At 47.6% G+C, this 24,775-nt stretch carries 22 protein-coding genes and 2 tRNA genes; 9 read left to right on the top strand and 15 right to left on the bottom strand.

Translation table 11 applies throughout. The annotated features are described in order from the left end of the window. Positions 1 to 2: 2 nt before the first annotated feature. Both MHN31_RS23370 and MHN31_RS23365 read right to left on the bottom strand, forming a co-directional pair. Positions 3 to 78: transfer RNA gene (locus tag MHN31_RS23370), tRNA-Phe, on the bottom strand. 139 nt (positions 79 to 217) lie between these two features. Then, positions 218 to 293, bottom strand: a tRNA-Phe gene (locus MHN31_RS23365). A gap of 251 nt (positions 294 to 544) precedes the next feature. Here MHN31_RS23365 and MHN31_RS23360 point away from each other — a divergent pair. Next, the gene (locus tag MHN31_RS23360) at positions 545 to 3,463 is read left to right on the top strand and encodes an ATP-binding protein (protein ID WP_239445449.1); all 2,919 of its coding nucleotides are present in this window, start codon (positions 545 to 547) and stop codon (positions 3,461 to 3,463) included. Between the two features lie 45 nt (positions 3,464 to 3,508). Here the strand turns inward: MHN31_RS23360 and MHN31_RS23355 are convergent, their stop codons facing one another. From MHN31_RS23355 to MHN31_RS23340, 4 genes are all read right to left on the bottom strand, one after another. Beyond that, the gene (locus tag MHN31_RS23355) at positions 3,509 to 3,688 is read right to left on the bottom strand and encodes a hypothetical protein (RefSeq protein WP_138538672.1); all 180 of its coding nucleotides are present in this window, start codon (positions 3,686 to 3,688) and stop codon (positions 3,509 to 3,511) included. Positions 3,689 to 3,828: 140 nt separating this feature from the next. Beyond that, positions 3,829 to 4,962 (bottom strand): sodium ion-translocating decarboxylase subunit beta, encoded by a 1,134-nt coding sequence (locus MHN31_RS23350; protein ID WP_010386833.1) that lies wholly within the window; start codon positions 4,960 to 4,962, stop codon positions 3,829 to 3,831. A gap of 10 nt (positions 4,963 to 4,972) precedes the next feature. Further along, complete coding sequence (oadA, locus tag MHN31_RS23345; RefSeq protein WP_125563599.1) at positions 4,973 to 6,748, bottom strand: sodium-extruding oxaloacetate decarboxylase subunit alpha; 1,776 nt, start codon at positions 6,746 to 6,748, stop codon at positions 4,973 to 4,975. A gap of 15 nt (positions 6,749 to 6,763) precedes the next feature. Continuing rightward, the gene (locus MHN31_RS23340; RefSeq protein WP_239445448.1) at positions 6,764 to 7,027 is read right to left on the bottom strand and encodes an OadG family transporter subunit; all 264 of its coding nucleotides are present in this window, start codon (positions 7,025 to 7,027) and stop codon (positions 6,764 to 6,766) included. 429 nt (positions 7,028 to 7,456) lie between these two features. On the opposite strand from MHN31_RS23340, the gene MHN31_RS23335 reads away from it, so the two are divergent. After that, positions 7,457 to 7,933, top strand: a complete 477-nt coding sequence (locus MHN31_RS23335) for a YcxB family protein (protein ID WP_125563603.1) — start codon at positions 7,457 to 7,459, stop codon at positions 7,931 to 7,933. A 48-nt stretch (positions 7,934 to 7,981) separates the two neighbouring features. Here MHN31_RS23335 and csrA read toward each other — a convergent pair whose 3' ends face one another. From csrA to ribA, 6 genes are all read right to left on the bottom strand, one after another. Continuing rightward, positions 7,982 to 8,173 carry a carbon storage regulator CsrA gene (csrA, locus tag MHN31_RS23330; protein ID WP_010386837.1) on the bottom strand — a complete coding sequence of 64 codons (192 nt, stop codon included), beginning with the start codon at positions 8,171 to 8,173 and terminating at the stop codon, positions 7,982 to 7,984. Positions 8,174 to 8,263: 90 nt separating this feature from the next. Then, positions 8,264 to 9,484, bottom strand: coding sequence for an aspartate kinase (locus MHN31_RS23325; protein ID WP_239445447.1), 1,221 nt, complete (start codon positions 9,482 to 9,484; stop codon positions 8,264 to 8,266). Positions 9,485 to 9,487: 3 nt separating this feature from the next. Then, on the bottom strand, positions 9,488 to 12,091 hold the full coding sequence (gene alaS, locus MHN31_RS23320) for an alanine--tRNA ligase (protein WP_239445446.1): 2,604 nt from the start codon (positions 12,089 to 12,091) through the stop codon (positions 9,488 to 9,490). A 38-nt stretch (positions 12,092 to 12,129) separates the two neighbouring features. Next, the gene (locus MHN31_RS23315) at positions 12,130 to 12,597 is read right to left on the bottom strand and encodes a regulatory protein RecX (RefSeq protein WP_125563609.1); all 468 of its coding nucleotides are present in this window, start codon (positions 12,595 to 12,597) and stop codon (positions 12,130 to 12,132) included. Then, entirely contained in the window at positions 12,597 to 13,391 is a 795-nt protein-coding gene (locus MHN31_RS23310; protein ID WP_125563611.1) for a BPSS1780 family membrane protein, read from the bottom strand. The genes MHN31_RS23315 and MHN31_RS23310 overlap by 1 nt, the downstream gene beginning before the upstream one ends. 151 nt (positions 13,392 to 13,542) lie before the next feature. Beyond that, positions 13,543 to 14,175, bottom strand: a complete 633-nt coding sequence (ribA, locus tag MHN31_RS23305) for a GTP cyclohydrolase II (RefSeq protein ID WP_010386843.1) — start codon at positions 14,173 to 14,175, stop codon at positions 13,543 to 13,545. A 363-nt stretch (positions 14,176 to 14,538) separates the two neighbouring features. Between ribA and MHN31_RS23300 the strand changes: the two genes are divergently transcribed. From MHN31_RS23300 to MHN31_RS23290, 3 genes are read left to right on the top strand one after another with little or no spacing between them, the layout of a single operon-like run. After that, positions 14,539 to 15,768, top strand: a complete 1,230-nt coding sequence (locus tag MHN31_RS23300; protein ID WP_239445445.1) for a hypothetical protein — start codon at positions 14,539 to 14,541, stop codon at positions 15,766 to 15,768. Beyond that, on the top strand, positions 15,768 to 16,244 hold the full coding sequence (locus MHN31_RS23295; protein ID WP_125563615.1) for a hypothetical protein: 477 nt from the start codon (positions 15,768 to 15,770) through the stop codon (positions 16,242 to 16,244). The genes MHN31_RS23300 and MHN31_RS23295 overlap by 1 nt, the downstream gene beginning before the upstream one ends. Next, positions 16,234 to 17,793, top strand: coding sequence for a sensor domain-containing diguanylate cyclase (locus MHN31_RS23290; RefSeq protein WP_171045084.1), 1,560 nt, complete (start codon positions 16,234 to 16,236; stop codon positions 17,791 to 17,793). The genes MHN31_RS23295 and MHN31_RS23290 overlap by 11 nt, the downstream gene beginning before the upstream one ends. 58 nt (positions 17,794 to 17,851) lie before the next feature. Here the strand turns inward: MHN31_RS23290 and MHN31_RS23285 are convergent, their stop codons facing one another. Continuing rightward, positions 17,852 to 18,358: a DUF3087 domain-containing protein gene (locus MHN31_RS23285; protein WP_239445444.1), complete on the bottom strand. Its 507-nt coding sequence runs from the start codon at positions 18,356 to 18,358 to the stop codon at positions 17,852 to 17,854. 200 nt (positions 18,359 to 18,558) lie between these two features. On the opposite strand from MHN31_RS23285, the gene MHN31_RS23280 reads away from it, so the two are divergent. The 3 genes from MHN31_RS23280 to MHN31_RS23270 all read left to right on the top strand — a co-directional run bounded on the left by MHN31_RS23280 (position 18,559) and on the right by MHN31_RS23270 (position 20,429). Further along, the gene (locus tag MHN31_RS23280) at positions 18,559 to 19,206 is read left to right on the top strand and encodes an energy transducer TonB (RefSeq protein WP_239445443.1); all 648 of its coding nucleotides are present in this window, start codon (positions 18,559 to 18,561) and stop codon (positions 19,204 to 19,206) included. Positions 19,207 to 19,279: 73 nt separating this feature from the next. Then, complete coding sequence (locus MHN31_RS23275) at positions 19,280 to 19,834, top strand: sigma-70 family RNA polymerase sigma factor (protein ID WP_239445442.1); 555 nt, start codon at positions 19,280 to 19,282, stop codon at positions 19,832 to 19,834. Beyond that, positions 19,827 to 20,429 carry a hypothetical protein gene (locus MHN31_RS23270; protein ID WP_239445441.1) on the top strand — a complete coding sequence of 201 codons (603 nt, stop codon included), beginning with the start codon at positions 19,827 to 19,829 and terminating at the stop codon, positions 20,427 to 20,429. Before MHN31_RS23275 ends, MHN31_RS23270 begins: the two co-directional genes overlap by 8 nt. A gap of 39 nt (positions 20,430 to 20,468) precedes the next feature. Here the strand turns inward: MHN31_RS23270 and MHN31_RS23265 are convergent, their stop codons facing one another. Then, positions 20,469 to 21,845, bottom strand: a complete 1,377-nt coding sequence (locus MHN31_RS23265; RefSeq protein WP_194868869.1) for a Na+/H+ antiporter NhaC family protein — start codon at positions 21,843 to 21,845, stop codon at positions 20,469 to 20,471. A 230-nt stretch (positions 21,846 to 22,075) separates the two neighbouring features. On the opposite strand from MHN31_RS23265, the gene MHN31_RS23260 reads away from it, so the two are divergent. Beyond that, the gene (locus MHN31_RS23260) at positions 22,076 to 22,924 is read left to right on the top strand and encodes a MurR/RpiR family transcriptional regulator (protein WP_239445440.1); all 849 of its coding nucleotides are present in this window, start codon (positions 22,076 to 22,078) and stop codon (positions 22,922 to 22,924) included. 7 nt (positions 22,925 to 22,931) lie between these two features. Here MHN31_RS23260 and MHN31_RS23255 read toward each other — a convergent pair whose 3' ends face one another. Continuing rightward, on the bottom strand, positions 22,932 to 24,104 hold the full coding sequence (locus MHN31_RS23255; protein WP_239445439.1) for a DUF1343 domain-containing protein: 1,173 nt from the start codon (positions 24,102 to 24,104) through the stop codon (positions 22,932 to 22,934). Positions 24,105 to 24,775 lie beyond the last annotated feature (671 nt).

The following is a 24,775-nucleotide window of genomic DNA, read 5'->3' as shown; positions in this document are numbered from 1 at the left end:
AATGGTGCCCAGAGGCGGAATCGAACCACCGACACGAGGATTTTCAATCCTCTGCTCTACCGACTGAGCTATCTGGGCTAAAACTGGTTATATTGTGCTGTATAATTCATCCTGAAGCAGCGTTCCGGCTCGACGTCCTGTCTCGCGTTCGATTAGTTGCGAAGCGTTGCTTCGGTCTAATCTCACCCAACTCATTGAGTCAGGCGCACCTTAATACTGGTGCCCAGAGGCGGAATCGAACCACCGACACGAGGATTTTCAATCCTCTGCTCTACCGACTGAGCTATCTGGGCGTGCGGCGTATTAAACGGGTTTTGCCTTGTTAAGTCAACTTTTTTTTTAATCTCTGCGTTCGACTGACCACTATTCCGACAAAACCCGTCTAATCGCTTAAATTTCCCTCTGTATTTGGTATTTCGAAGCACTTTATGACGTCGTTTTATCTGCTGTAGTGAGCAAAAACGGGGAGAATTCATCCAGCATAGGTGGTAGGATTGCAACCAACAAAGAAACATAGCACAAAAGTTGGGTTCGGAATCATATAATGGAAAACTCGTCTAATACGAACATAAAGGGCTTTGTACCCCTATTTATTGTCGTTACCATCATTATTGCAGTCATTTCTGCTGCCGCGGCCTTTACCTGGCCTGATGTAGATCAGAAACAAGCGGACTCCACCCAACGACCTGACCTGGTACTGCTGGCAAAAGATATTTCAACACCTTTATCCAATACCATGATGAAGCTGGGCTATAACTATGCCAAACAAATTCTTTCTGCATTTGAAGCCAGCAACCCCGGCATAGAATTGTATCTATATAGTGACAGTGGCATTGGACAAGCCAGCCTTGTATATCAAACCAATGACCAGAGCATTGCGCCAATAAAAAGACAAGCTAAGGTCGATCAGGGTGGTGAGTTTGTCGTTCACCAGCCACTCGTGTTAGATGATTTGCCTGTCGGTGAACTCATTTTAAGATACGCCCCCCAACAACCGGTATCGAACGCTTCGCCAGTAACCAGCATCAGCTTAGCTGTGTGTGCTTTACTACTAACAATCGCTTTTGGTATTTTCCTCAAGCGCCAAATTATTGGTCGTCTCAGTAAAGACCTCACAGAACTCAATGAAGAACTGCAACACCTGCTGGATCAAAAGTCCTATGATATCCATGTGACTGAAAAACTCAGTTTTGGGCTATCGAAAACCGCTGTAGGCATTAATCAGTTAATTAATCAGATCCGTGACATCATTCAGGGAAACCAGGCAGCACAAAGAGAGCTCAAGCAATTACAAACCAGTTTGGAATCTGAAGTACAAGCCAGAACCCTGGCATTGGAAAAGGCCACGCTGAATGCAGAGCGTGCCAGTGAAGCCAAAACCACGTTCCTGGCCACCATGAGCCATGAGATTAGAACGCCAATGAATGGTGTCATTGGTACGATTGATTTATTACGCCAGACTGAACTGGACGGTGCGCAACACCGCCTGACCACCATTATTCGTGATTCCGCTTTTTCATTGCTGGGCATACTGGATGATATTCTTGACTTTTCTAAAATTGAAGCCGGTAAGCTGCAGATGGACAACAGTGTCTTTTCAGTGGCTGAAACCATTGAGGAAGTGGCGCGAGTGCTGTCTTCTGTGGCCAGAAAACGTAAATTAGACCTGCAATTGGCTGTTGCACCGGATATTCCAAACAACCTGGTTGGTGATGCCGTGCGTGTTCGTCAGGTTTTATACAATCTATGTAGTAATGCCATTAAATTCACAACCACCGATGATGCCAGACGCGGCTTTGTTAAAATCTCCGTTGAAGTCGCACAAAACACTTCTGAGCACTACACCCTGCGCTTTACCGTCACAGATAACGGTAAGGGCATGACACAAGCACAACTGCGGGAAATTTTTAACCCCTTCATTCAGGCAGAAGGCTCCATTACTCGGGAATACGGCGGTACGGGTCTGGGCTTATCTATTTGTAAAAGCCTGGTTGAACTCATGCTGGGCTCAATTCATGTCAGCTCTGATATCGGTATGGGCAGTGAATTCGTTGTGGAACTCCCGTTTAGTGTAAAAGGTCAGATAGCCTACGCAAACAAAGCCGTTCTAAATAGCCAAAGAGTGGTGGTGCTGACCCATGCTCAGGCACGTCGTAATATTGTTGCCCGCTACTTGTCCTTCATGGGGGCCGACACAGTCGTACTAAGAGAGGCTGACGAACTCAGCGAATATCAGTACGACAGCGATGTGATCTGGGTTCTGGACGGTCTGGATGGCATGGACAAAGTCAATGGTCAGTTACGCGACCTGCTCTACTCCATAGAACACAATAACCAGCAAGTCATTGTACTCAGTACAATGGATGAACCGGCCTTAAACCACGACCGTATTTTCTATCTCAATGCTGCGCCTTTGTGTAAATCTAGCTTTATGACCGCCATTTTAGTCGCTGCGGGTCTGCATAAGCCGAAAAAGCTCAAGCCATCACGTTCATTAAACAAATACCTGAATGTCGAGGACGCAAGAGCTGCCAACAAACTGGTGCTGCTGGTGGAAGATAATGTCCTCAACCAACAGGTGTTGACGGATCAATTACATTTACTTGGCTATGGTGTTGAAGTTGCAGAAAATGGCGAGGAAGGTCTGGCCCGCTGGCAACAGGCCCATTACCCCATTATTCTCACCGATTTACATATGCCTAAAATGTCCGGCTATGACATGGTTGCCAAAATCCGTGAAGAAGCTGAACAAGCAGAAGACATCAATGCTCAGCCGTACATTATTGCTATTACCGCAAATGCACTCAAAGGCGAGCGTGACCGTTGTCTCGCAGCCGGTATGAATGACTATATAACCAAACCTGTTGAACTCAATGTACTCGAAGCCACTTTGGATACCTGGCAACAGTCTATCGGCAACTCAGGCCAACAACAAACTGGCAACGCAAAGCCAAGCACACCTGAGACACAGGCACAAACACCGGTTGAGCCAACGTTGTCCCATAGCGAACCGACTGCACCACAACAAACGGTGGAGCCCGAGGAGATTGAGCCTGAGACACAATCAGATGCAACAGCACAGGCTCCTGAGCCTCAGCAAACAGAGCCTGATGAGCCGATTGATCTGGCGCAGCTGGACAAATATGTCAATCATGACGCCAATAAACGCCTGCGCTTTTTCCGCATGTATCTGGAACAAAGCAGTGAACTGGCCAGAGACATCAATGGCGCTGTGATCTCAATGAGCCAGGAAGAGATTATTGAAGCGTGTCACCAGCTCAAGTCCATATCTAAAACCATTGGTGCACACGGCGTGGCTGACATGGCCGCTGAGTTTGAACAGCGCTGTAAAGGAGAGGAATTGACCAGTGACGACCTGATCCATTTACGAGATGCCCTGGAAACACACTATCAGCGGGCCACTGAGTTCATTCAACGCTACTTGCAGACACAAGCGGGTTAATTCAGCATCGCGCTCAGTAAGCAAGCAGCTGCTGAGCGCACTCTTCTACCCTTGGACCATACCGTAGATTAGACGGATCACTATGGAGACCATGACCAGGGGCAATATATACTTGGCGTACTTCTGCATCTTATCCAGTCCCATTCGGCTTTGATACTTTTCCAGAAGTGGGATCAAGATTAACAAAGCAATAATCAGGCTCCCTAAAATAATCAGAACATTCATTACTACGCGCTCCTTATGTTGATAGCGATACCATGCCACAGCCGTGCTGAGTTTGCCAAGTGTCAGCTATTGTCAAATAAGAAACAAGTATAAAAAGAAAAAAGCGCGAAGCAGTACTTCGCGCAACAGGTTGGAGAGTGCTAACCGACAAGTGCAAGCAAGATACCCGCAGCAACGGCACTTCCCAGTACCCCTGCGACATTTGGTCCCATAGCATGCATTAATAAAAAGTTGTGTGGATTGCTTTCTAAACCGACTTTATTGACGACCCTGGCAGCCATGGGCACCGCAGATACCCCAGCTGCACCAACCAGTGGATTGATTGGACTATCACCTGCAAAACGATTCATCACTTTGGCCATATAAACCCCGGATGCCGTGCCAATACTAAACGCTGCGGCCCCCAACACCAGGATCCCGATGGTCTCGACCGTCAAAAACTCATCTGCCGCCAGCTTAGAGCCCACCGCTAACCCCAGGAAAATCGTCGTGATATTGATAATTTCATTCTGGGCTGAGTTACTCAGGCGATCAACCACCCCAGATTCGCGCATTAAATTACCCAGACAAAACATCCCAACCAGTGGCGTTGCAGCCGGCAGGAATAATAAGGTCAGAGTCAACACGCCGAGCGGAAACAAAATTTTCTCCTGCTTTGAAACTGCTCTTAGCTGAGGCATGGCAATATTACGCTCTTCTTCGGTGGTCAGTAAGCGCATAATCGGTGGCTGAATGATCGGTACCAGCGCCATGTAAGAGTAGGCAGCTACGGCAATGGCGCCCAGCAACTCAGGTGAAAGCCTGGATGCCAGGAAGATGGCAGTTGGGCCATCCGCGCCCCCGATGATGGCTATCGCTGAAGCATCTTGCAACGTAAATTCAAACCCGGGGACGTAGTTAAGTAATATCGCGCCAAACAGGGTCGCAAAAATACCAAACTGCGCAGCAGCACCCAGCAGCAACATTCTGGGGTTCGCGATCAGTGCACTAAAGTCCGTGAGCGCACCAACCCCCATAAAGATCAAGAGCGGAAAAATACCACTGTCGATCCCAATATAGTAAACGTAATACAGCAGGCCGCCCGGATCTGCCAGGCCCGCAACCGGGATGTTGGTCAGGATTGCGCCAAAGCCAATCGGGACCAATAACAACGGCTCAAATCGCTTTGCTATTGCCAGATAAAGCAAACCACAGCCGACGGCAATCATGGCCAGTGCAGGTAAGGTCATGTTGGCCAGCCCGGTGGCCGACCATAGATTTAATAGTCCATCCATACCCAATCTCCTATGCCAGTGCGACGATGGCATCACCAGCCGACACTGAGTCACCTTCGTTAACCAGGATATCGGCGATTTTACCGCTATGCGTGGCACGCACTTCGGTCTCCATTTTCATCGCTTCCATGATCAATACCAGATCGCCCTGCTCGACCACATCACCCTGTCGGGCATGCAATTTAAAAATATTGCCTGCCAGTGGTGCGTTCAGCGTTTCACCGCTGCTGATCGAGGCAGACTGAGGCATCAGCTCGCTGTCCTTAACCTCAACTTCTTTGAGCTCTCCGCCAGGGGCAACCACTACGTTATATACCTTGCCTTCCACTTGCACACTGTAACGCTCTTGTTGAGGTTTACTCACTTGTGCGGGCGCAGGGGTCGGTTGAGTTGGTTGAACCAACTCAGGTTTAGGTTCAAATGCCGCCGGGTTGTCACGATTTTGTAGGAATTTAAGACCAACTTGTGGGAACAAGGCGTAAGTCAGCACATCATCAATCACCGCATCACTCAGCGCAAGATCCAGACCTTTGGCTTTTTCGACTAAGTCGCGCTCAAGCTCAGCCAGCTCTGGCTCTATCAAATCAGCAGGACGACATGTGATGGCTTGTGCACCGTCCAATACGCGTTGTTGAAGCGCAGCGTCAACCGGCGCAGGTGTTTTCCCGTACTCACCTTTAAGTACACCCGCCGTTTCTTTGGTGATGGATTTGTAACGCTCTCCGGTTAACACATTCAGAACGGCCTGAGTACCAACAATCTGAGAGGTTGGTGTCACCAAAGGTAAGTAGCCCAGATCCTGGCGCACAGATGGGATCTCCTTAAGTACCTCATCTAAACGGTCATCAGCCCCTTGCTCTTTGAGCTGATTTTCCATATTGGTCAACATACCACCTGGTACTTGTGCCGATAAAATACGGCCATCTACACCTTTAAGACTGCCTTCAAAGGCTGCATACTTTTTACGGACATCACGAAAATAAGCTGCTATCTCCTCAAGCTGCAATAAATCCAGCCCGGTATCTCGCTCAGTCCCCTCGACAATAGACACTAAAGTTTCGGTGGCACTGTGACCGTAGGTCATACTCATTGAAGAAATCGCGGTATCCAGCATATCAATGCCTGCATCGACCGCTTTTTGGTAGGTCGCTGTGCTCAGGCCTGTCGTAGCGTGGCATTGCATAGCAATCGGCACAGATACCGTGTTCTTCAATTCGCGGATCAGGACTTCTGCATCATAAGGTTTCAGTAACCCAGCCATGTCTTTAATACAAATTGAATGACATCCCATTTGTTCAAGTTGTTTCGCCTGCGCTAACCACATGTCCAGAGTATGTACCGGACTGACCGTATACGAGATAGTGCCCTGTGCATGTGCACCAACTTTGATCGCAGCACGGATAGCTGTTTCCAGATTACGCACATCGTTCATGGCGTCGAAGATACGAAACACGTCAACACCGTTGTGATGGGCACGCTCAACAAATTTTTCGACCACATCATCAGCGTAATGGCGATAACCCAGCAGGTTTTGTCCCCTCAACAGCATCTGTTGCTTGGTGTTTGGCATCGCTTCTTTCAGGGCGCGGATCCGATACCAGGGATCTTCACCCAGGTAACGAATACAGGCATCAAAAGTCGCCCCGCCCCAGGATTCAACTGACCAATACCCGACCTGATCCAATTGCTCAGCAATGGGCAACATATCTTCCAGGCGCATACGTGTGGCCAGTAACGACTGATGTGCGTCGCGTAGTACCAATTCTGTAAGTTTGAGCTGTGACATAAGTGACCCCTTGAATTATTTTTCTGATTGGAAGTGCTGGTTACGGTATTGCGAAATCGCTGCGCTAATGGCCGCCAGGTGCTCGCCTGGTATTTTTCCTGCGTCTGAAGCCTGCGATTTAGTTGCCCTTGAGCTGGGCTGTGTTTGCGCGTCTTTTGGCGCGGCAAATTTAGATAACCCTTTCACCGCAACAATCAAAATAGACAAGAATACAAACACCCCGACCATGCCGGTCAGCATTAAGCTGGCTGCCTGAGCCAGTAAGGCGGTTATGTCCATCTCTGCTCTCCCCTTGTTGTTAACTTTTTTTTGCGTGACATCATGTAGATACAATAGATAGCCACAATTTATAGATAATTATGCAACCATCATAACAAAACCGACTGCTTTGTAAACCAGCGTGTAAATTGGTATTACCAATAGGAATTCATACTAAATTTCAAACTGTTACGATATTCCAAATGAAAATTTAATGAAAACAGCCAAATAAATATGAAAAATAGTCAAGATACCTGGTGAGAATAGGCAAGTGGCATAAAAAATATTCACCCTCAGACTTCCCTTCAACAGAAACATACAATTGGTATGACCAAAAGTAAGTTTTTGAGACATGTTAACAAATGCTGTAAGCAGCGATCTGCAGTTTACGTAAAGCCTGCGCAAGTCGATAATTTCGGGGTATAATGGAGAGATGAAATAACTGGAGTTATGTGTGTGTTTCACTGCGAGTTTACGCTGGATAAAGATTACTTTCGTGAGTGTTTTGATCAATCTTTGCCTTACAGCAATGTCAGCAAACCCAAATATGCCCTGGTGGCATTTTTATTTATTTTAGGCTGTGTCGCTATCTACGGCCTGGACAACGCCTATCTAGGCAACTTTTTGATTTTACTTGCTGTTTTAGAGTGTATTGCACATTACTATCGACGCCCTTGGTGGGTAGCAAGACAAATGGTGACGCGGGCCAGTGGCAGTAAAATAACGCTACAAATTGATACACAGGGGATCACGGCGACCAATCCGTATAAGTCCTATCAGATCCTCTGGTCAGAAGTGAATAAGGTAGCAGAAACCCAACTGGGCGTGGTGCTGGTGCGTGCGGGTACAAACCAGTACATCTCTAAAAAAGCCCTCTCCGCGGAAGCCTTAGAGTTTATTTTGAGCAAAAAAAATAGCCACGACTGAGTGGCTACCTTTTCGAATTCTACCGGGCTGTTGTCCGGGAATCAGGTATTACATATTACCCGTAGTCGGGTTAGACTTTTCAGCCTGAATACGCATGTAGATCTCTTCACGGTGTACAGAAACATCTTTAGGGGCGTTAACGCCAATACGAACTTGATTTCCTTTAACACCTAATACGGTTACAGTTACTTCATCACCTATCATTAGAGTTTCGCCTACACGGCGAGTTAGAATTAGCATTCTCTTGCTCCTGTTATTCCAAAATTTAAAAGATTCCGCGTCTTGGTCATTTTAATGAAAAGTTTCCGTAAAAGTAAGCAAAATTATTGCCTAATCGTCACTTTCCAGTTTAAAAGCGTCATGCAGAGCACGTACAGCCAACTCAAGGTATCGCTCATCGATTAATACTGAAATCTTTATTTCTGAGGTTGCAACTAACAAAGGTGAAATATTCTCTGCCGCCAGCGCCGAAAAGAATGTGCCGACATTAGCAGAGTGCGACTTTAAACCCACCCCTACCGCTGAGATTTTTACAACCGCAGTGTTACTGACGATTTCAACTGCGCCAAACGTGTGCTGATGCGTACTGAGCAAATCCAGCGCCTGCAGATGATCATTGCTGTGCACAGTTAAAGCATAGTCTATTTTGCCAGTATGTTGATTCATTTGACTGATCATGTCGACTTCTATCGCATATTCACCTAGAAGTGACAAGATTTTAGCCAGGGTTGTGGGGCTGTCGGATGCCTGTTTAACCATCAGCAGACATTCATCTTTTTGATGTGCAATCCCCGATACCACTTTCTTATTCATGGGGCTTTCCTCGTAAGTTATCAAGGTCCCGGCATCTGGTTTAAAGGTAGATAAAACACGTAATGGTAGGGTATAACGCCCGGCCGCTTCGACAGAGCGGATCTGCAACACCTTAGCCCCCAGGCTTGCAAGCTCCAGCATTTCCTCGAATGTAACCCGAGTCATACGACGCGCTTTTGGTTCAATCCGGGGATCACAGGTATAAACACCGTCTACATCGGTGTAAATCTGACACTCATCAGCCCCCAACGCAGCGGCAATTTCAACAGCGCTGGTATCCGTCCCGCCACGCCCTAAAGTCGTGATATTGCCTTCAAGGTCACGGCCCTGAAAACCGGCAATGATACTAATGTGGTGCTGTTGCAGCTCTTGACGTAAACGTGAAGTATCTATATCAGCAATACGGGCACGACCAAACATATTGTCTGTGACAATACCGACTTGATCGGCCAGTAAACTGATGGCGGAATGGCCCCGTTTAATAATGGCCATTGCCAGTAAAGCGATAGATACCTGCTCACCGGTGGTCAGCAGGACATCGAGTTCTCTGGGGCTGGGTTGCGTGTCTATCTGTCTGGCCAGATTAATCAGACGATTGGTTTCACCTGACATGGCTGACAACACAACCACTACTTGATGACCAGCTTGTCGGGTCTTGACCACCAGGTCAGCGACAGCTTCGATACGCTCAACCGAGCCTACCGAAGTGCCACCAAATTTTTGAACGATCAGTGCCACGTGTTACTGAGTTTTCTCGGCCAGCCACGCTGAAACACTGGCCAATGCAGCATCCAGATTTTGTGGCTCTGAACCGCCAGCCTGGGCCATATCAGGACGGCCACCGCCCTTACCACCTACCTGTGCAGCCATATGATTCACCAGGTCACCGGCTTTCACACGTCCAACCAAATCTTTAGTGACACCAGCGATCAGGCTAACTTTGTCACCATTTGCCACACCCAGAGCGATAACCCCTGAGCCCATCTTGTTTTTCAGGTCATCGACCATGCCACGTAACGCTTTAGACTCAGTACCTGCTACGTTAGCAACCAACACTTTAATGCCATTGATGTCCGTTGCAGATTCAAGTAAGGACGCTCCAGCGGCACTTGCCAGCTTATCATTCAGCTGAGACACCTGCTTTTCTAAACCTTTGGCTTTTTCAATCAGGGCTGCTACTTTGTCCAGCGCACTGCTGTTGTCGCCTTTCACCAAAGCTGCAATTTCTGCTAGCGTTTGTTCCTGATTTGCAACATAAGCAATAGCTTCAGCACCCGTTACGGCTTCGATACGACGCACACCCGCAGCAATACCGCCTTCTGAGACAATCTTGAACAAACCAATATCACCAGCACGAGACACGTGTGTACCACCGCACAGCTCAATAGAGTAGTCACCAATCGACACGACACGTACTTCATCGTCGTACTTCTCACCAAACAGCGCCATGGCGCCCTTCTCTTTCGCCGCGTCTATGTCCATTAACTCGGTATTCAGCGCGAAGTTAGTACGGATCTGTGCGTTGACGGCATCCTCAATCTCACGCAATTGCGCTTTGTTGACCCCTTCGAAGTGTGAAAAGTCAAAGCGCAGCTTATCAGCCATGACCAATGAGCCTTTCTGTGCAACATGTTCGCCTAATGCCTGACGCAGTGCTTCGTGCAAAATGTGCGTTGCCGTGTGGTTTTTCTTGATGTCTTCACGACGTGCAGCATCAACCTGAGCATCGGCCTTATCATTAACACCAATACGACCTGTAACACGACCATGATGGGCAATGGCATTGCCAAGCTTTTGCGTATCTGTTACTACGAACTCGCCGGCCGCGACTTTCAGGCTACCGGTATCACCAACCTGACCACCTGACTCAGCGTAAAACGGTGTGCGGTCCAACACCACAATGCCGCTGTCACCTTCTTCAAGCACAGAAACAGACTGGCCTTCTTTGAACAGCTCCACCACAGTACCGGTATAATGTGTCGCATCGTAGCCTTTAAAGTCGGATGACTTCTCAGATTTCAGCTGTTCGTTGTAATCGGCACCAAACTTACCCGCCTGCTGAGCCATCTTACGCTGAGTTTCCATGCACTCTTTAAAGCCACGTTCATCGATGGTCATAAAGCGTTCACGCGCCACATCTGCTGTCAAATCTGCCGGGAAACCATAGGTATCGTACAATTTGAACACCACATCACCTGGGATCACATCGCCTTCTAATGAAGCCAGGTGCTCTTCCAGGATAGCCAGACCGCGGTCTAGTGTCTTACCAAACTGCTCTTCTTCAATACGCAGAACCTTCTCGATGATGGCACCTTGTTTAACCAGCTCAGGATAAGCTTCACCCATTTGCTCACTCAATGCGCTCACCAGCTGATGGAAGAATGCGCCCTTCGCGCCTAATTTATTACCGTGGCGAACTGCGCGACGAATGATACGACGCAGCACATAACCACGCCCTTCGTTGGATGGCATCACACCATCAGCAATCAAAAATGCACAAGACCGGATATGGTCCGCGATAACGCGTAATGATTTATCTTCAAGATCCTGTGCACCCGTTACTTTTGCAGCTGCCGCAATCAACGCCTGGAACAAATCAATTTCATAGTTTGAATGCACACCTTGCATGATCGCTGAAATACGCTCAAGACCCATGCCGGTGTCGACAGATTGCTTAGGTAGCGGCTCCATGGTGCCATCGGCATGACGGTTGTATTGCATAAAGACCAGGTTCCAGATTTCGATGAAACGATCACCGTCTTCTTCTGGCGACCCCGGCGGTCCACCCCAGATCTCTTCACCATGGTCAAAGAATATTTCTGAACAAGGGCCACATGGACCGGTATCACCCATCGACCAGAAGTTATCCGAGGTATCAATGCGTATGATTTTATCTTCCGGAACACCCATCTCTTTTGACCAAATGTCATAGGCTTCTTCGTCATTGTGATAAACAGTGACCAGAAGTTTATCTTTGGGTAGTTTGATTTCTTCAGTCAGAAATTCCCAGGCAAAGCGAATCGCATCTTTCTTGAAGTAATCACCAAAGCTAAAGTTGCCCAGCATTTCGAAAAAGGTGTGGTGACGCGCGGTATAGCCAACATTTTCCAGGTCATTATGTTTACCCCCGGCACGCACACAGCGCTGTGAACTAGTCGCCCGATTGTAAGGACGCTTTTCACCGCCCAGAAAAACATCTTTAAACTGCACCATACCGGCATTGGTAAATAACAACGTAGCGTCATTTCCCGGGATCAGTGAACTTGAAGGCACCACCTGGTGTTGTTGTTTGGCAAAGTAGTCAAGAAAGCTCTGCCTTATCTGTGCGGTCGTCATCTGCTGCATGTGCTCATTACCCTTTATTGCTGCTGTAGTAACAGGCATTACTCACCGTGTGAGTGTGCCTCGATAGCATAATCTATTTCGTCATAACGAAATCCGCGCGACATCATGTAGCGAATTCGTTTTGACTTCTCTTTATAATCCAATTGAATTGTCGACCGGCTGTACTTTTTCTCGTAGGCACGCAACGCCACGCTAAACCAGTCGACTTCTTGTTCTTCTATTAAGTGTTGTAAATATGATTTGTCGACACCTTTGCGCTGCGCATCCATCATAACACGTTTTTCACCTAGTCCCTTGGCCACTTGCTGCGACAAGAAACTGGCGCAATAGCGCTTGTCATCCAGGTAACCAAGCGACTCAAGCCAGTCAAGTAAACGTGTGATATACGCCTCTTCAGCCTCTTTTGCCCGTAACTTCTGAGCAATTAGCTGACGCGAATACTCCTGCCTGGACAAAAGCCAAAGCGCATAGTTCTTCAGCTTTTTCTCATGCTCATGTTGATCCATCAGGCGTCAAACCGGCCACTTTGCTGTTGCTGCTGCGGTGGCGTATCGTCACTTGATGCAGGCGGCTCAGAGACAGACATGATGGCCTGAAACGAGACAAAAAACCCAATGTATGCAATGGGCATCACCACCAATAGCGGGACCAACGACATAGGGATAGAAAGCAGCATTAACAGCGCTACCAACAGCCCAAATACTGTCAGAGGTGCCATGTTGTGATAAAACACCAACAAAGACTGCTTCATCGCCTGAATAATACGGGGTTCATCACGGAAAAATACTAAGGGTAGCGCATAGGCAAAGGCCATCATCGCCAGCGATTGTATAACAACAAAAATCGCAATGTCCGCAAAGGTAACCTGTGCAATGACTTGCGCCAACACTTGCGCTTCATCACTCTGTTCATTCACGCTTTGTAATACTTCCAGTGCAGGACCAAATAAGACGCCCAGCAAAGCACTCAGTAACAGCGCAATACCCATTTGGTACAAACCAAAGCGAAACAAATTCAGGCGCCGGCCTTTAGTTGAAAAGGGCACTAAAATGTCGGCCAAGGTAATCGCTTCACCCTGTTGTTTTTTCACCACTGCCAGATAAAATCCCGCGGTCAAAAAAGGCGACGCCAGTACAGCAACGAGCTGTAATGGCGGAAAGACGAAAGGCACCAGGCTCACTACAACCATGAGCAGGTACATCATGACAAAGGTAAAAGGTTGGGACTTGAAAATAATCCACCCGGCTTTAAGCCACTGCAAGCCAAACCCTGCGGTAAACGTTTTAAATTCTGTTGGCATATTCATCAATTCATTGTGAAACAGACCGATTATACTGGGTCAAGGAAGGACTTAAAAGGTCAGATGGGGGAATTTTCAACTCGTTACCTACAACATCTGAGTCGATACTGGTCAATCGACAAAACCAACTGACCAGCGTGTTGCCTACGACCTAGATTTCGTCTGGCTTTTTGATCTTTTTAATGTCTAACATGTGCGAGCCATGTTTTACTTTGGTCTCGAGGTAATTTTTATTTCCGGCCACACCCACTTTAACATGTGCATGCGTGCCCACCACTTCCTCAACCTCAATCCCGGCATCTCTGAGCGCGTTAAGCTTACGGGGGTTATTGGTCATCAGCCGAACGTGATCCAGGCCAAGTGCCTGCAACATCAGTACCGCATCCGAAAAGTCACGCAAGTCATCATCAAACCCAAGGTGATTATTCGCTTCATAGGTATTCATGCCTTGTGACTGCAGCACGTATGCGTCGATCTTATTATATAGCCCAATCCCTCTGCCCTCCTGACGGAGATATAAAAGCACCCCCCCCTGCTGATGCATCGCTTCAATACTCTCATTAAGTTGTTCACCACAATCACACCGTGACGAGTGGAATACGTCACCCGTTAAACATTCAGAATGCATTCTAATCAGCGGCACTGACTGCTCGCTATCGGCACGATTAAACACCAGGGCAACGTGTTCCTGGCCGTCCTGTAACCCTTCAAATGAGACGATTTCTGCGGGGATATGACTACGCTGCCCAACATTCAGCTCAACTCTTGCTCTTACTTGTGCCACGACTACAAAATACCTAATTGCAAAAATGTGATAATATCACAAAAAATACTGTAACAGACTATATGGTGGCTAAGCCACCCAGTTACAAGTCCTCAGACTAAATACTGGCAAATACACCGAACACCGCTAGGCTATTAATATCAGACTAGGTTAATTTGCAACCAATTCGAGAGCATAGATCAGGCGCTAATGGATTAAAAATTTCTCATTTAGAACAAATGAATAGCAATTTTTTTCAGCATTATCGCCGAGGTTTCCTCATTGTATGATTGGCTACTTAATTAAGCAGGTTTGATATCAGAACTGCCCGGTGCCACTCGCACTAGTGCATTTTCTACTGAAATAATATCTTAATGGTAACTGATGCGCTCGAAAATTGTGATGTTTTTATCCCTGATCTGGTGCCTTGCGCTACCTACGCAAGCAGATCAGCTAAAAGTGGATGGCTTTGCCACATTAGATATCAACATCAGTAACTCCCAAACAGCCGGGATCCGACATGTGATCTCGCAACCCGACGCCAGCTATTTAGGTGAGCCCAGCTTTGCCAACTCCTCCATTGGCTTACAGTTCGAGTGGCAATCGTCTTCGCAACTGCAGTGGGTGGCGCAAACCGTGCTCAAAGAACGCAAAGAGTACAAGCTTGATTACCTTATTCAAATGGCTTTTGCTCGCTACACCCTGACACCTAACTGGCAATTTCGCATTGGTCGTACCGGACTCGATCTCTATATGATGACGGAGTACCGAGATATTGGCTTTGCGTTTAATTATGGTCACCCCCCCACTGAGTTTTACGCGGTTGTACCACATCAAAGCCTGGATGGCATTGATGTCACTTATACCTATCCACTTGAACAAAGTGTCCTGACTTACAAAGTGTTCGCCGGACGTTCAAATGCACCGATAATCAGTGACGAAGATTTCATCTGGGATGTTGAGCTGAAATCTATATATGGCATGGGCCTGTCGTTGCAAACCCAAAATTGGCTGCTGCGCAGCAATTTCACCACCACTCAGGCTGGTAACACTAATGAGCAACAGATTCAATTGCTCAGCGCTTTACAACAAATACCAAACGCTGTCTGGCCTACACGCCAGGCATTGATTGAATCCTTGCAAATTAAAGGCAAACGGTTTAATTACTTTACACTCGGAGCCCACTACGACGACAGCCATTGGATTTTACAAAGTGAGCTCGCCTATATCGACTCAAACTCTGAGGTGCTCAATCATTTAAAAGCCGGATACATCAGTGTCGGCACGCACCTGGACAACGACACTTGGTTACTAACTCTCAGTGCTGCAAAATCTAACAACCGTGTTGATCCGGGGCCTTTGATGACGACACCTCAGCTCGATGCGCTCTATCATGGTGTGATCCGTCACACCAATTTTTACCTGATAGATCAACATACCTGGTCGTTAAGCTGGCGACGCGATCTAACCTCCACGCTGGCAGCGAAAATCCAACTTGATCACACCCAGGCCAACCACTTACCATCGGCCTTTTACCTCCACAAGAACTTGTCGTCTGGAGATCATGACAGATATTTTCAGTCACTTGGACTCAGTCTGAATTGGGTGTTCTGATGCGGCTGCAAGTACTATCAAGCATTCAGCATACCCTGACAGGGCTGCAAAAATTATTCAGAATGGCCTTGAGCCTGTCGCTGTTCATTTGTTTTACCACTGACGCGAACGACCCTCTGGTGGTAATTGTGCACAAGGACAACCCTAATCAGCAGATTTCCCAGCACCAGCTGGTCGATCTCTATATGGGCAAATATACCGCCTTCCCGGACGGCACCTTGGCTAACGTCCTGGACTATGAACAAGGGCATCCTTTACGCACTATTTTTCTGACATCATTAACAGGGCGCCCTATTAATCAGATAAATGCATACTGGTCACAGGTAAAATTTAGTGGTAAGGCCTCTTTCCCACAAGCATATCAATCAATCGACGCTATACTTGAAGAAGTCGCATCTACGCCCGATGCAATTGGTTATGTGCCCGCAACTGCGGTTACTGAGGACGTCAAAGTGGTGTATCGTTTTGTTCAATAAACACAGTTTGATCACACGGCTAACCCTTTTACTGAGTCTGGTGACGCTGCTTTTCAGTGTGATCTACGCAAAGCTCTATTATCGGCACGTGTTTGATGAAGAGCTGGCACGGGCCAGCGACACAGTTATGCAAATAGGGAAAACGGTGTCGTCTACAGCATCTATCGCAGCTTACCTTGAAGACAAAGATTTGGCGACAGAAGTCGTTAACGGGCTGGTGAGCAACGATATTATTTTATCAGCTGCGCTCGTCAGTAAAGATACTTTACTGGCCAAGAGCATCTTACACAGCGGTCCGGGCAGCATTCAGATCAAACTGGTCAATCCGTTTTTTCTGTCAGAGCACATTGGCTTAATACATATCGCACCAAACACCCAAATTATTGAACAGAATGCGCAAAATATCGCGCTGGGCGGCGTCAGAACCATGTTGGTCGTGATCCTGCCCATCATAATCTTACTGACGACCTTGGTTTATTGGCAAGTCACCCGACCCTTGAATCACCTCGGCAAACAATTAGCAAAGATCCTTCCAGGCAGTGCTCAGCGCCTAAAAATAGACAAGCACGCCCATCATAACGAGATAGGTCGTATTGAACTCGGGATCAATACCCTACTGGACAAAGCCGAGGTGTTATTCGAGCAAGAGCGCAACCTCAGAGCAGAAGTGGTGGAGCTGGAAAAACGCTTTCGGTTGATGTTCGAGCAGTCATCTTCGCCCACCTTACTGGTTAAAGATGAAGGAGATATTTTGTTGATCAACGATGCAGCAAAAGATCTGCTCGTTGGTATGGGCGTAGACATAGATGAACGATTTCCGGAGAATCTGGGACTGTACTGTAAAACCCCGGATATTCTTTACACCTTCACTGAAAACAGCATCAAACAAAAACAAGTGATGCAGTCTGAATTTGAATTCATAAACCCACTGACTCAAACCACCGTATGGTTGAGCATTATTGTACTCAACACACTGAGCGACGGAAAATGGTATTTTCAGGTGTTCCTTGCCGACATTACTCTGCGTAAGACCATGCTCAACCAGCTCAACAAGCGCGCGCAAAGGGACAGCCTCACTGGACTGTATAATCGCTACGGTGCAGAGCTCATGTTACTCGACTGGATAGACAATCAATGTACATTTAGCCTGCTGCTCATAGACTTAGACAAGTTTAAACCAATCAACGACGTGTATGGTCACAATGCTGGAGATGCGCTGCTCAAGCACGTAGCAAGTCAATTATCTAACACGATGGGCACCACAGACCTGGTTTGCCGCTGGGGGGGAGATGAATTTTTGGTTGCCCGGCTGGATATAACACAACAAGAGCTTACTCGTCTTGCTCAGGCACTGCTCGAAGCAATCAATCAGCCTATGCCATTTGAACATCGTGAAGGACAGACCGAGCTGGTGGTGGGTGCCAGTATCGGTATTGCGCACTTCCCTCAGCATGCAGAAAATCTAAAAGGCCTGGTGGAATGTGCTGACGTCGCAATGTACAGCATTAAAAAGACCTCCAGGAATAACTTTACCTTTTATTCCAATTGAGCACAGTTGCATGGCTCAGCATTACTCTGACTGAGCCACCCTTCTTATTGAATAGCCCTCAGAACTTATCTAACAAAGCCGAATCGTACCGGGCCAAATCCAGTGTTACCTGATATTGCTTGGTCAGCGCATCGAGCTCTGCCTGCCAGATGCCCAGCTCTTCCATCGTCAACGTATTATCGTCAAGCTGCCATAATTGACGCGAACCACTGTAACTGAACTGCATGGCAAGCATGGCATCGACATCACCCTGCTGTGCGGCCACCTTAACTTTGGCCATTTTTCGGGTAACCTTATTCAGCGCCTGTTTGAGCTGCCAGACATAGTTCACTTCATACATGAACGGGTGATACTGCACCTGTTTGAGTACCGCAGCGATTATCACACACGTCAGCACAACCCCAGTCAGGTTCCAATGGAAGTGACTCCCATCCGGATCCGGGAAAGCAACAATCAAAATCCGGGCAAACCCTAAGCTGCCAGCGACTAGGGCCGCAATACAGGCCGCGATCACTATGTTTAGGTGTTTTCTGTAACGTGTTTTATCTATGTCCAGTAATTGCATCTTTTCTCCCACATACTGTAAAACTATCACCCAGGCTAGGCTGTTACGCCCTGCTTAGCCTGTAATGATGACCAGGTAATCAGGTAGGCCTGTTCAGTTATTTTGCGCATTCTAACGTAATCGGAAAAAAAAACGCTAACTAGTTCACCCCTTTTTGACCTCAGCCCCGTTTTACTGATAAATCATCCAGGAGCATGCTTATGAACGGTCAATTTCTAGCAGAACAATCGCCTCGTCCTTACCAGACCCTGAACAAGGTATTATTGTCGTTTTTGGGCGCCTGCGGCGTCACCTTTGCTGCATTTGCTTTTATGCAGCACTTAATCAGTCAGGATCTGGAGTTTAAACAGGATCCAATCACTTATACGCCTGTATTTTTACCCACGTTAAAACAAGATAGTCCGGTTGAAATCAGAGACAAGCTGCCGCCTCCGCCTAAACCTGTGCCGAAAGCTCCACCAAAACCAACGGTGAATGCAGAAACGCCAACCGTGGCGTTAAACGGGCTTGGCAGTGCGCCAGTTGTCGAAACAGGCCCTATACAAATGGGCTCATCGATGAAACCAACCGATATGCAGGCAACGCCCATCGTCAGAATTGAGCCTCGTTATCCGACTGTCGCTGCACGTGATGGTACGCAAGGGTGGGTTGAACTGCACTTTACAATTTCTGAAACAGGCGAAGTAGTCGACGCCAGAGTCGCCAATGCTGAACCCAAACGCGTGTTCAACCGTGAGGCATTAAAAGCTTTAAAGCGCTGGAAATACCGCCCTCAAGTGGTGAACGGTCAGCCCCAGCGACAGCCGGGACAAAAAGTCGTGCTGGAGTTCAAGCTCAACCAAGATTAATATCTAGACTGGGCACCGGGGATTATTTTCCTGGTGCAACCAGGCACCAGACAATAAAAACAAGGACCTGCCTATGCTACTTGCTTTAAAAAACTGGCTGTCGGCAAACGAATCCGAGCCTGCCGACCCTTTATATGAGTTTAAATTAAGCGGAGACAACAAGTATCTGGAACTGGCAATAGACAAATATAATCACGATTTATATCACTTTTTGCTAACCCAAAGTGACAGCGAACTGGCCAAAGACATATGTCAGAAAACCTGGCTAACCGTCGTTGAAAAACGGCAGGCTTATCACACCAGCCAGGCACCGAAAGCCTTTTTATTCAAGCTGGCCCGAAACGCGCTGATCGACGAATTGCGTAAGCAAAATCGGCTTGCCTATATGGAACACCCGGAACAGCAGCTGTCTGTTCCAACGGAGCGCACTGTACGGTCCCATCAATCCTTGTACGATGCAATTTTATTACTACCACTACAGCAAAGAGAAGCCATAAGCCTGCAACTGGAAGGTTTTTCATTGCAACAAATCGCCAGTATCACTGACGCCCCGCAGGAAACCATTAAAACGCGCCTTCGTTATGCCCGCACGGCGCTTAAGCACGCATTAGGAGACGATGATGAGTGACAAATCGCAGGAAGATCGGCTTAAACAGGCCTATCTCCACGCAAAACAGCAGCACAGACCTACGGCACTTGAACAGCGCCAGCTCAAGCAAGTTTGTCGCGCAGCTAATACCACAGCGAAACAGGTCAGCTGGTGGCAAAGGGGCCAATGGGTTTTAGCATGCGGAGCACTCATAATGCTGGCCACAGTAATGCTATCTCAGGAACACGGCCAGCAATCAGTACAAGCTTTGTACGCCTTGAGTTTTGATGATTATGAACAGGTTGAAACCCATAGTGTCGAACAGGGTCACTACGTTACTCAGCTTCGAGCACAAAAACAGAACTTAGATAAGCAATTTAAACAGCAGCATCAACAACTGAGCGAACAACGCTTTTATGGACGACTGGTGCACAGTGACGCCAATACCTGGTTTGTTGCCGACTGCCGCAACAAAACGCTTTTGGAAATTAAACATTCAGTGCTCGCAGCACTACGAGACGACACTGAGTTATCAGGCATGTCACCGGGTCAAATGTTAGCATTGGATAAGAACACGGATGGTCATTTAACGACCATCACAGCGGTACCGGGCAAAGTGTATGCCTGCCCTTAAGCTCGCCAGCCTTAGAACAAGGCTGGCGAAAGGCGATTCTTAAATCATTACGATACTGGCGACGAAGAAGCTGATCAGTGCCAGCACGCCACCGACCATCGCATAAGGAAGTTGCGTTTTTACGTGAGTCAGCAGATCGCAGCCAGATGCCAATGCTGACACAGCGCTGGTATCTGAAATCGGTGAGCAATGATCACCAAAAATCCCGCCACTGAGTATCGCGCCGACAACCAGCGATGGAGGCAGTCCCAAAGTTTGGATCAATGGCACCCCTATCGGGATAAGAATGGCAAAGGTGCCCCAGGATGTTCCTGTCGTAAAAGACATCACAGCCCCGGTTAAAAACAGCACTGGTACAATAAAGTAAACGGGTAAGTAATCACCCACTAACGACGCGACAAACACCCCAGTACCCAACTCTTTTAAGCTGGCACCCAGCGTCAGTGACAACAATACGATACTCACTAAAGGCAGCAGTTCTCCCATACCTTTGAAGCCTACATCAACCAGTTGCTGATGCGTAAAGTGGCGAGCTTTGAGCAGCAGTAAGTAGGCTACCGCCGTTGCCAGCACTGTGGCATACAAAACCGATTTAGAGCCACTGCCTTGAGCCAGTTCACCCCCACCTGTCCACAACATAAAACCCAGCATACTGACGATAAGCGTCGCCAGAGGCACTAACATAAAGCGCGCTTTACTGGCAGCCGGACCTTTGTCAATTTCCTGGTCTTGCTTTGCCAGCGCGTGTTCTGCCACTTTCATTGGGCCATGTACTTTGTCAAACACTATGGTGTAAAACACTATCAACAAAGCAATGATGGCATAAAAATTAAATGCCACACTGCCCCACAAAATACTGACCGCCGATTGCTCCAGCTCATAATTACTTAACAGACCCAGCACATACGCGCCCCAGCCGTTAAGCAGAATAAGAATACACACAGGTGCACTGGTGCTGTCGATAATATACGCCAAACGTGCGCGACTCATTTTAAATTTGTCAAACAAGCCCCGGGATACGATCCCTGAGGTCAGCACACTCATGTTTGACTCAATAAATACCGCCATCCCCGTGAACATGGTCAACAGGCCAACCTGGCGCTTATTTTTTGCAACGCCAATATTCAGCAGTTTATTCACTGTCGCACCGACGCCACCTGATTCTCTGATATAAGCCAGTAGCGCACCAATCACGATACTAAACAGTAAAATTCGACTGTTGCCGGGAGAGGTAGCAACGCTCACAATACGCTCAATACTATTAATAAAGGTGGAAAATAGCGCGTTACCACCACCGTTTAGCGCGAGTAGAAATTCTGAAGAGATCAACGCCAGGATCAGCGCCACAATGACCTCTTTGCGCCAAAACACCACGGCAATAGCTATCAAAGGCGGTAAAATCGAATACCAGGACATAGGTTCCCTATTACTAATTATTAGATCAGGCTGTAAACCCGTTAGCTTAATTAGTTGAGAGGAAAAAACCAAGCTTTTCGCAGCTGAATTTACAAACGCAACAAAAAGAACTTTTTTAGGGACCAACCAGATTAAAAAGCGCAATAATATATCTTTCTGATCTATTACATTATTCACTTTGAACCTATAATATGGACATCTCTGTTAGTACAGGTTACCAAGTGAAGCGCATGTCTACTTTTATTAAAATAAAGGCATTAAGGCCAACTCTCTCACAAAGTGAGGCAAAACTCGCCGACTTTACCCTTAGTTCGGGGACCCAGATCCGTACCTTATCGTCCATTGAACTGGCCAAGGCAGCCGGCGTTAGTCAGTCCAGTGTCGTAAAGTTTGCACAAAAATTGGGGTACCGGGGTTTTCCGGCTTTCAAACTCGCGGTTGTGGATGCACTGAATGAGCAAACTTCCGAGCAGACACCCCGCTCGACACAGTTTGAGCAAAGCGATTCGTTGGCTGATATCAGCGAAAAGCTCATCGCCAATCAACACAAAACGCTGAGTGCAACTCAGAAACTCAATAATGGCTCAGAATTTGAGCGCACGGTGCAGGCCTTAAAAGCGGCGCGCAAAGTGCTGATCTGCGCCAAAGGTGCATCCTGGTCTGTTGCGCAAGATTTTGCCTTTAAACTACAAAAAGTAGGCATTTCTGCGGTGTGTCACAGCGATGAATTTAATGCAGCCAGCTATGTTGCGTCGATGGGCAAAGAGGATCTGCTAGTTGTGATCAGCAATTCAGGCCAAACAAAAGCACTTCTTAAACTGGCCGAACAGGCAAAGCGCAATGAGTGTCGCGTATTTGCTATCACGCGTTATGGCGACTCTCAGCTCAGTGAGATGGCGGAGCATGTCTTGTTTACCGTACAAGAGGCTGAGCCGATTAATCACAGCGCCATACTCACCCGGGCATCCCAATGCTACCTCATTGATACGCTCTTTGTTGCCTTGGCTCAGTCAAACTTGCACTGGCAACGCCGGGTTGAGCGGGCAAATGATAATATGCGCGCGATTTTTAACGACTGAGATCGTTTTATTCCCGCTCATAAAGCAGGTAAGGCAGGCGGCGTGTCTTAAACGCCTGTACTTCCTGCGCCCAGATTGCTTCTATCTGATGTGCTTTCAGACCTTGTGTCAGTGCCAGACGGATGACATCGGTTCCTGCTAGTTTGTCAAAGAAGCTCGGTAAGTTAATCAACGCCTCAGGATACAGCTCAAAAGCACTGTGTGCCTGCACTAGCCAGTCTAATGACAGGCCGCGTTGTTGAGATTGCCGTAAATCTCTGGCATAAACGGTTTTACCTTTTAACTTAGGGTGCATGGCCGCACCGGGTATAGACCGTGGCGAGAAAGCCAAGGCCCCGAGCGGGACCTGATCATGACCAAACACCTGAAACGGAAAATCACTGCCTCGACCTACTGAGACGCGCGTGGCCTCAAATAAGCATAATGAAGGGTACAAATAAATAGCACGTTGATTCGGCAGGTTAGGACTAGGTGCAATAGGTAACGTATAGTCATCTTTTGCACTGTAACTGGCAACCGGGATAACCGTCAGATCAAGCTTTGCACCACCATCTAGCCACTCTTCCCCTACACTCATCAAAGCTAACTCACCCAACGTCATACCATGCAATACAGGCACAGGCAGCATACCGACAAAAGAGCGGAAGCGCTCATCCAGAACCGGACCATCAACATAAGCGATATTCGGATTAGGTCGGTCCAGCACCAGAAAGCTGACACCATTTTGCTGCGCGGCCTCCATCGTTAGAAACAATGTGCTGAGGTAGGTGTAAAAGCGTACACCCACATCCTGAATATCAAATACTAAAACATCAATATCCGCCAACTGTGCAGGCTTTGGCTTCTTATTCGTACCGTACAAGGAGACGATAGGCACACCTGTTTTTGTGTCTTTACCATCCGTGATGTAAACACCTGCTCCTTTGTTGCCCCGAAATCCATGCTCTGGCGCAAAGATCCGGACCACATTCACCTGGTTGTCTGTCAGATAATCCAGTAAGTGTAGATCATATACTCGGGCACTTTGATTCACCACCAGACCCACCCGTTTGCCTTTCAGCATTGGCAGATACTGATCACCGCGCTCGGCAGCAACCGTAATCGCCCGTGTTTGAAATGAGCAAAGGAGCACACTGATGGCAATCATCAGCATCAGAAAAGCATAGATAGTCTGGCGCACAAAAGTCCTCAGGGGAAAGCAAACGGTATCGAGATTGTGCGGTGCGATGGCTCACCTTTGCAAATATTTACGACGGAAGAAACCCTACAAATTCGGCCCCAACTGCCGGGTTTATAGTCAGGTACTCTATCCTGCAGAGACCACTAACCTAAACTTCAAATACAAAAAACCGACTTTCATCGGTTGATTGCTCACTTCCTGAATAAGAAGTGGCGGGCTCGGGACGTCTTTTGTGGAGAGTGACCCTCCGACCGCCTGGTTCGTAGCCAGGTACTCTATCCAGCTGAAGTAACTCACACCAAATTACAGACACAAAAAAACCGACTTTCGTCGGTTGATTGCTCACTTCCTGAATAAGAAGTGGCGGACGCGGGACGTCTTTTTTGGAGAGTGACCCTCCGACCGCCTGGTTCGTAGCCAGGTACTCTATCCAGCTGAAGTAACTCACACCAAATCTCAGATACAAAAAAACCGACTTTCGTCGGTTGATTGCTCACTTCTTTAAGAAAAAGTGGCGAGCTCGGGACGTCTTTTGTGGAGAGTGAACCTCCGACCGCCTGGTTCGTAGCCAAGTACTCTATCCAGCTGAAGTAACTCACACCAAATCTCAGACACAAAAAAACCGACTTTCGTCGGTTGATTGCTCACTTCCTGAAGAAGAAGTGGCGGAC

Origin of the sequence: Pseudoalteromonas sp. McH1-42 (genome assembly GCF_022347845.1) — a bacterium.
GTDB lineage: Bacteria > Pseudomonadota > Gammaproteobacteria > Enterobacterales > Alteromonadaceae > Pseudoalteromonas > Pseudoalteromonas rubra_D.
Note: the sequence above shows the minus strand (reverse complement) of the source record. Positions and strands in the feature narration are given on the sequence as shown.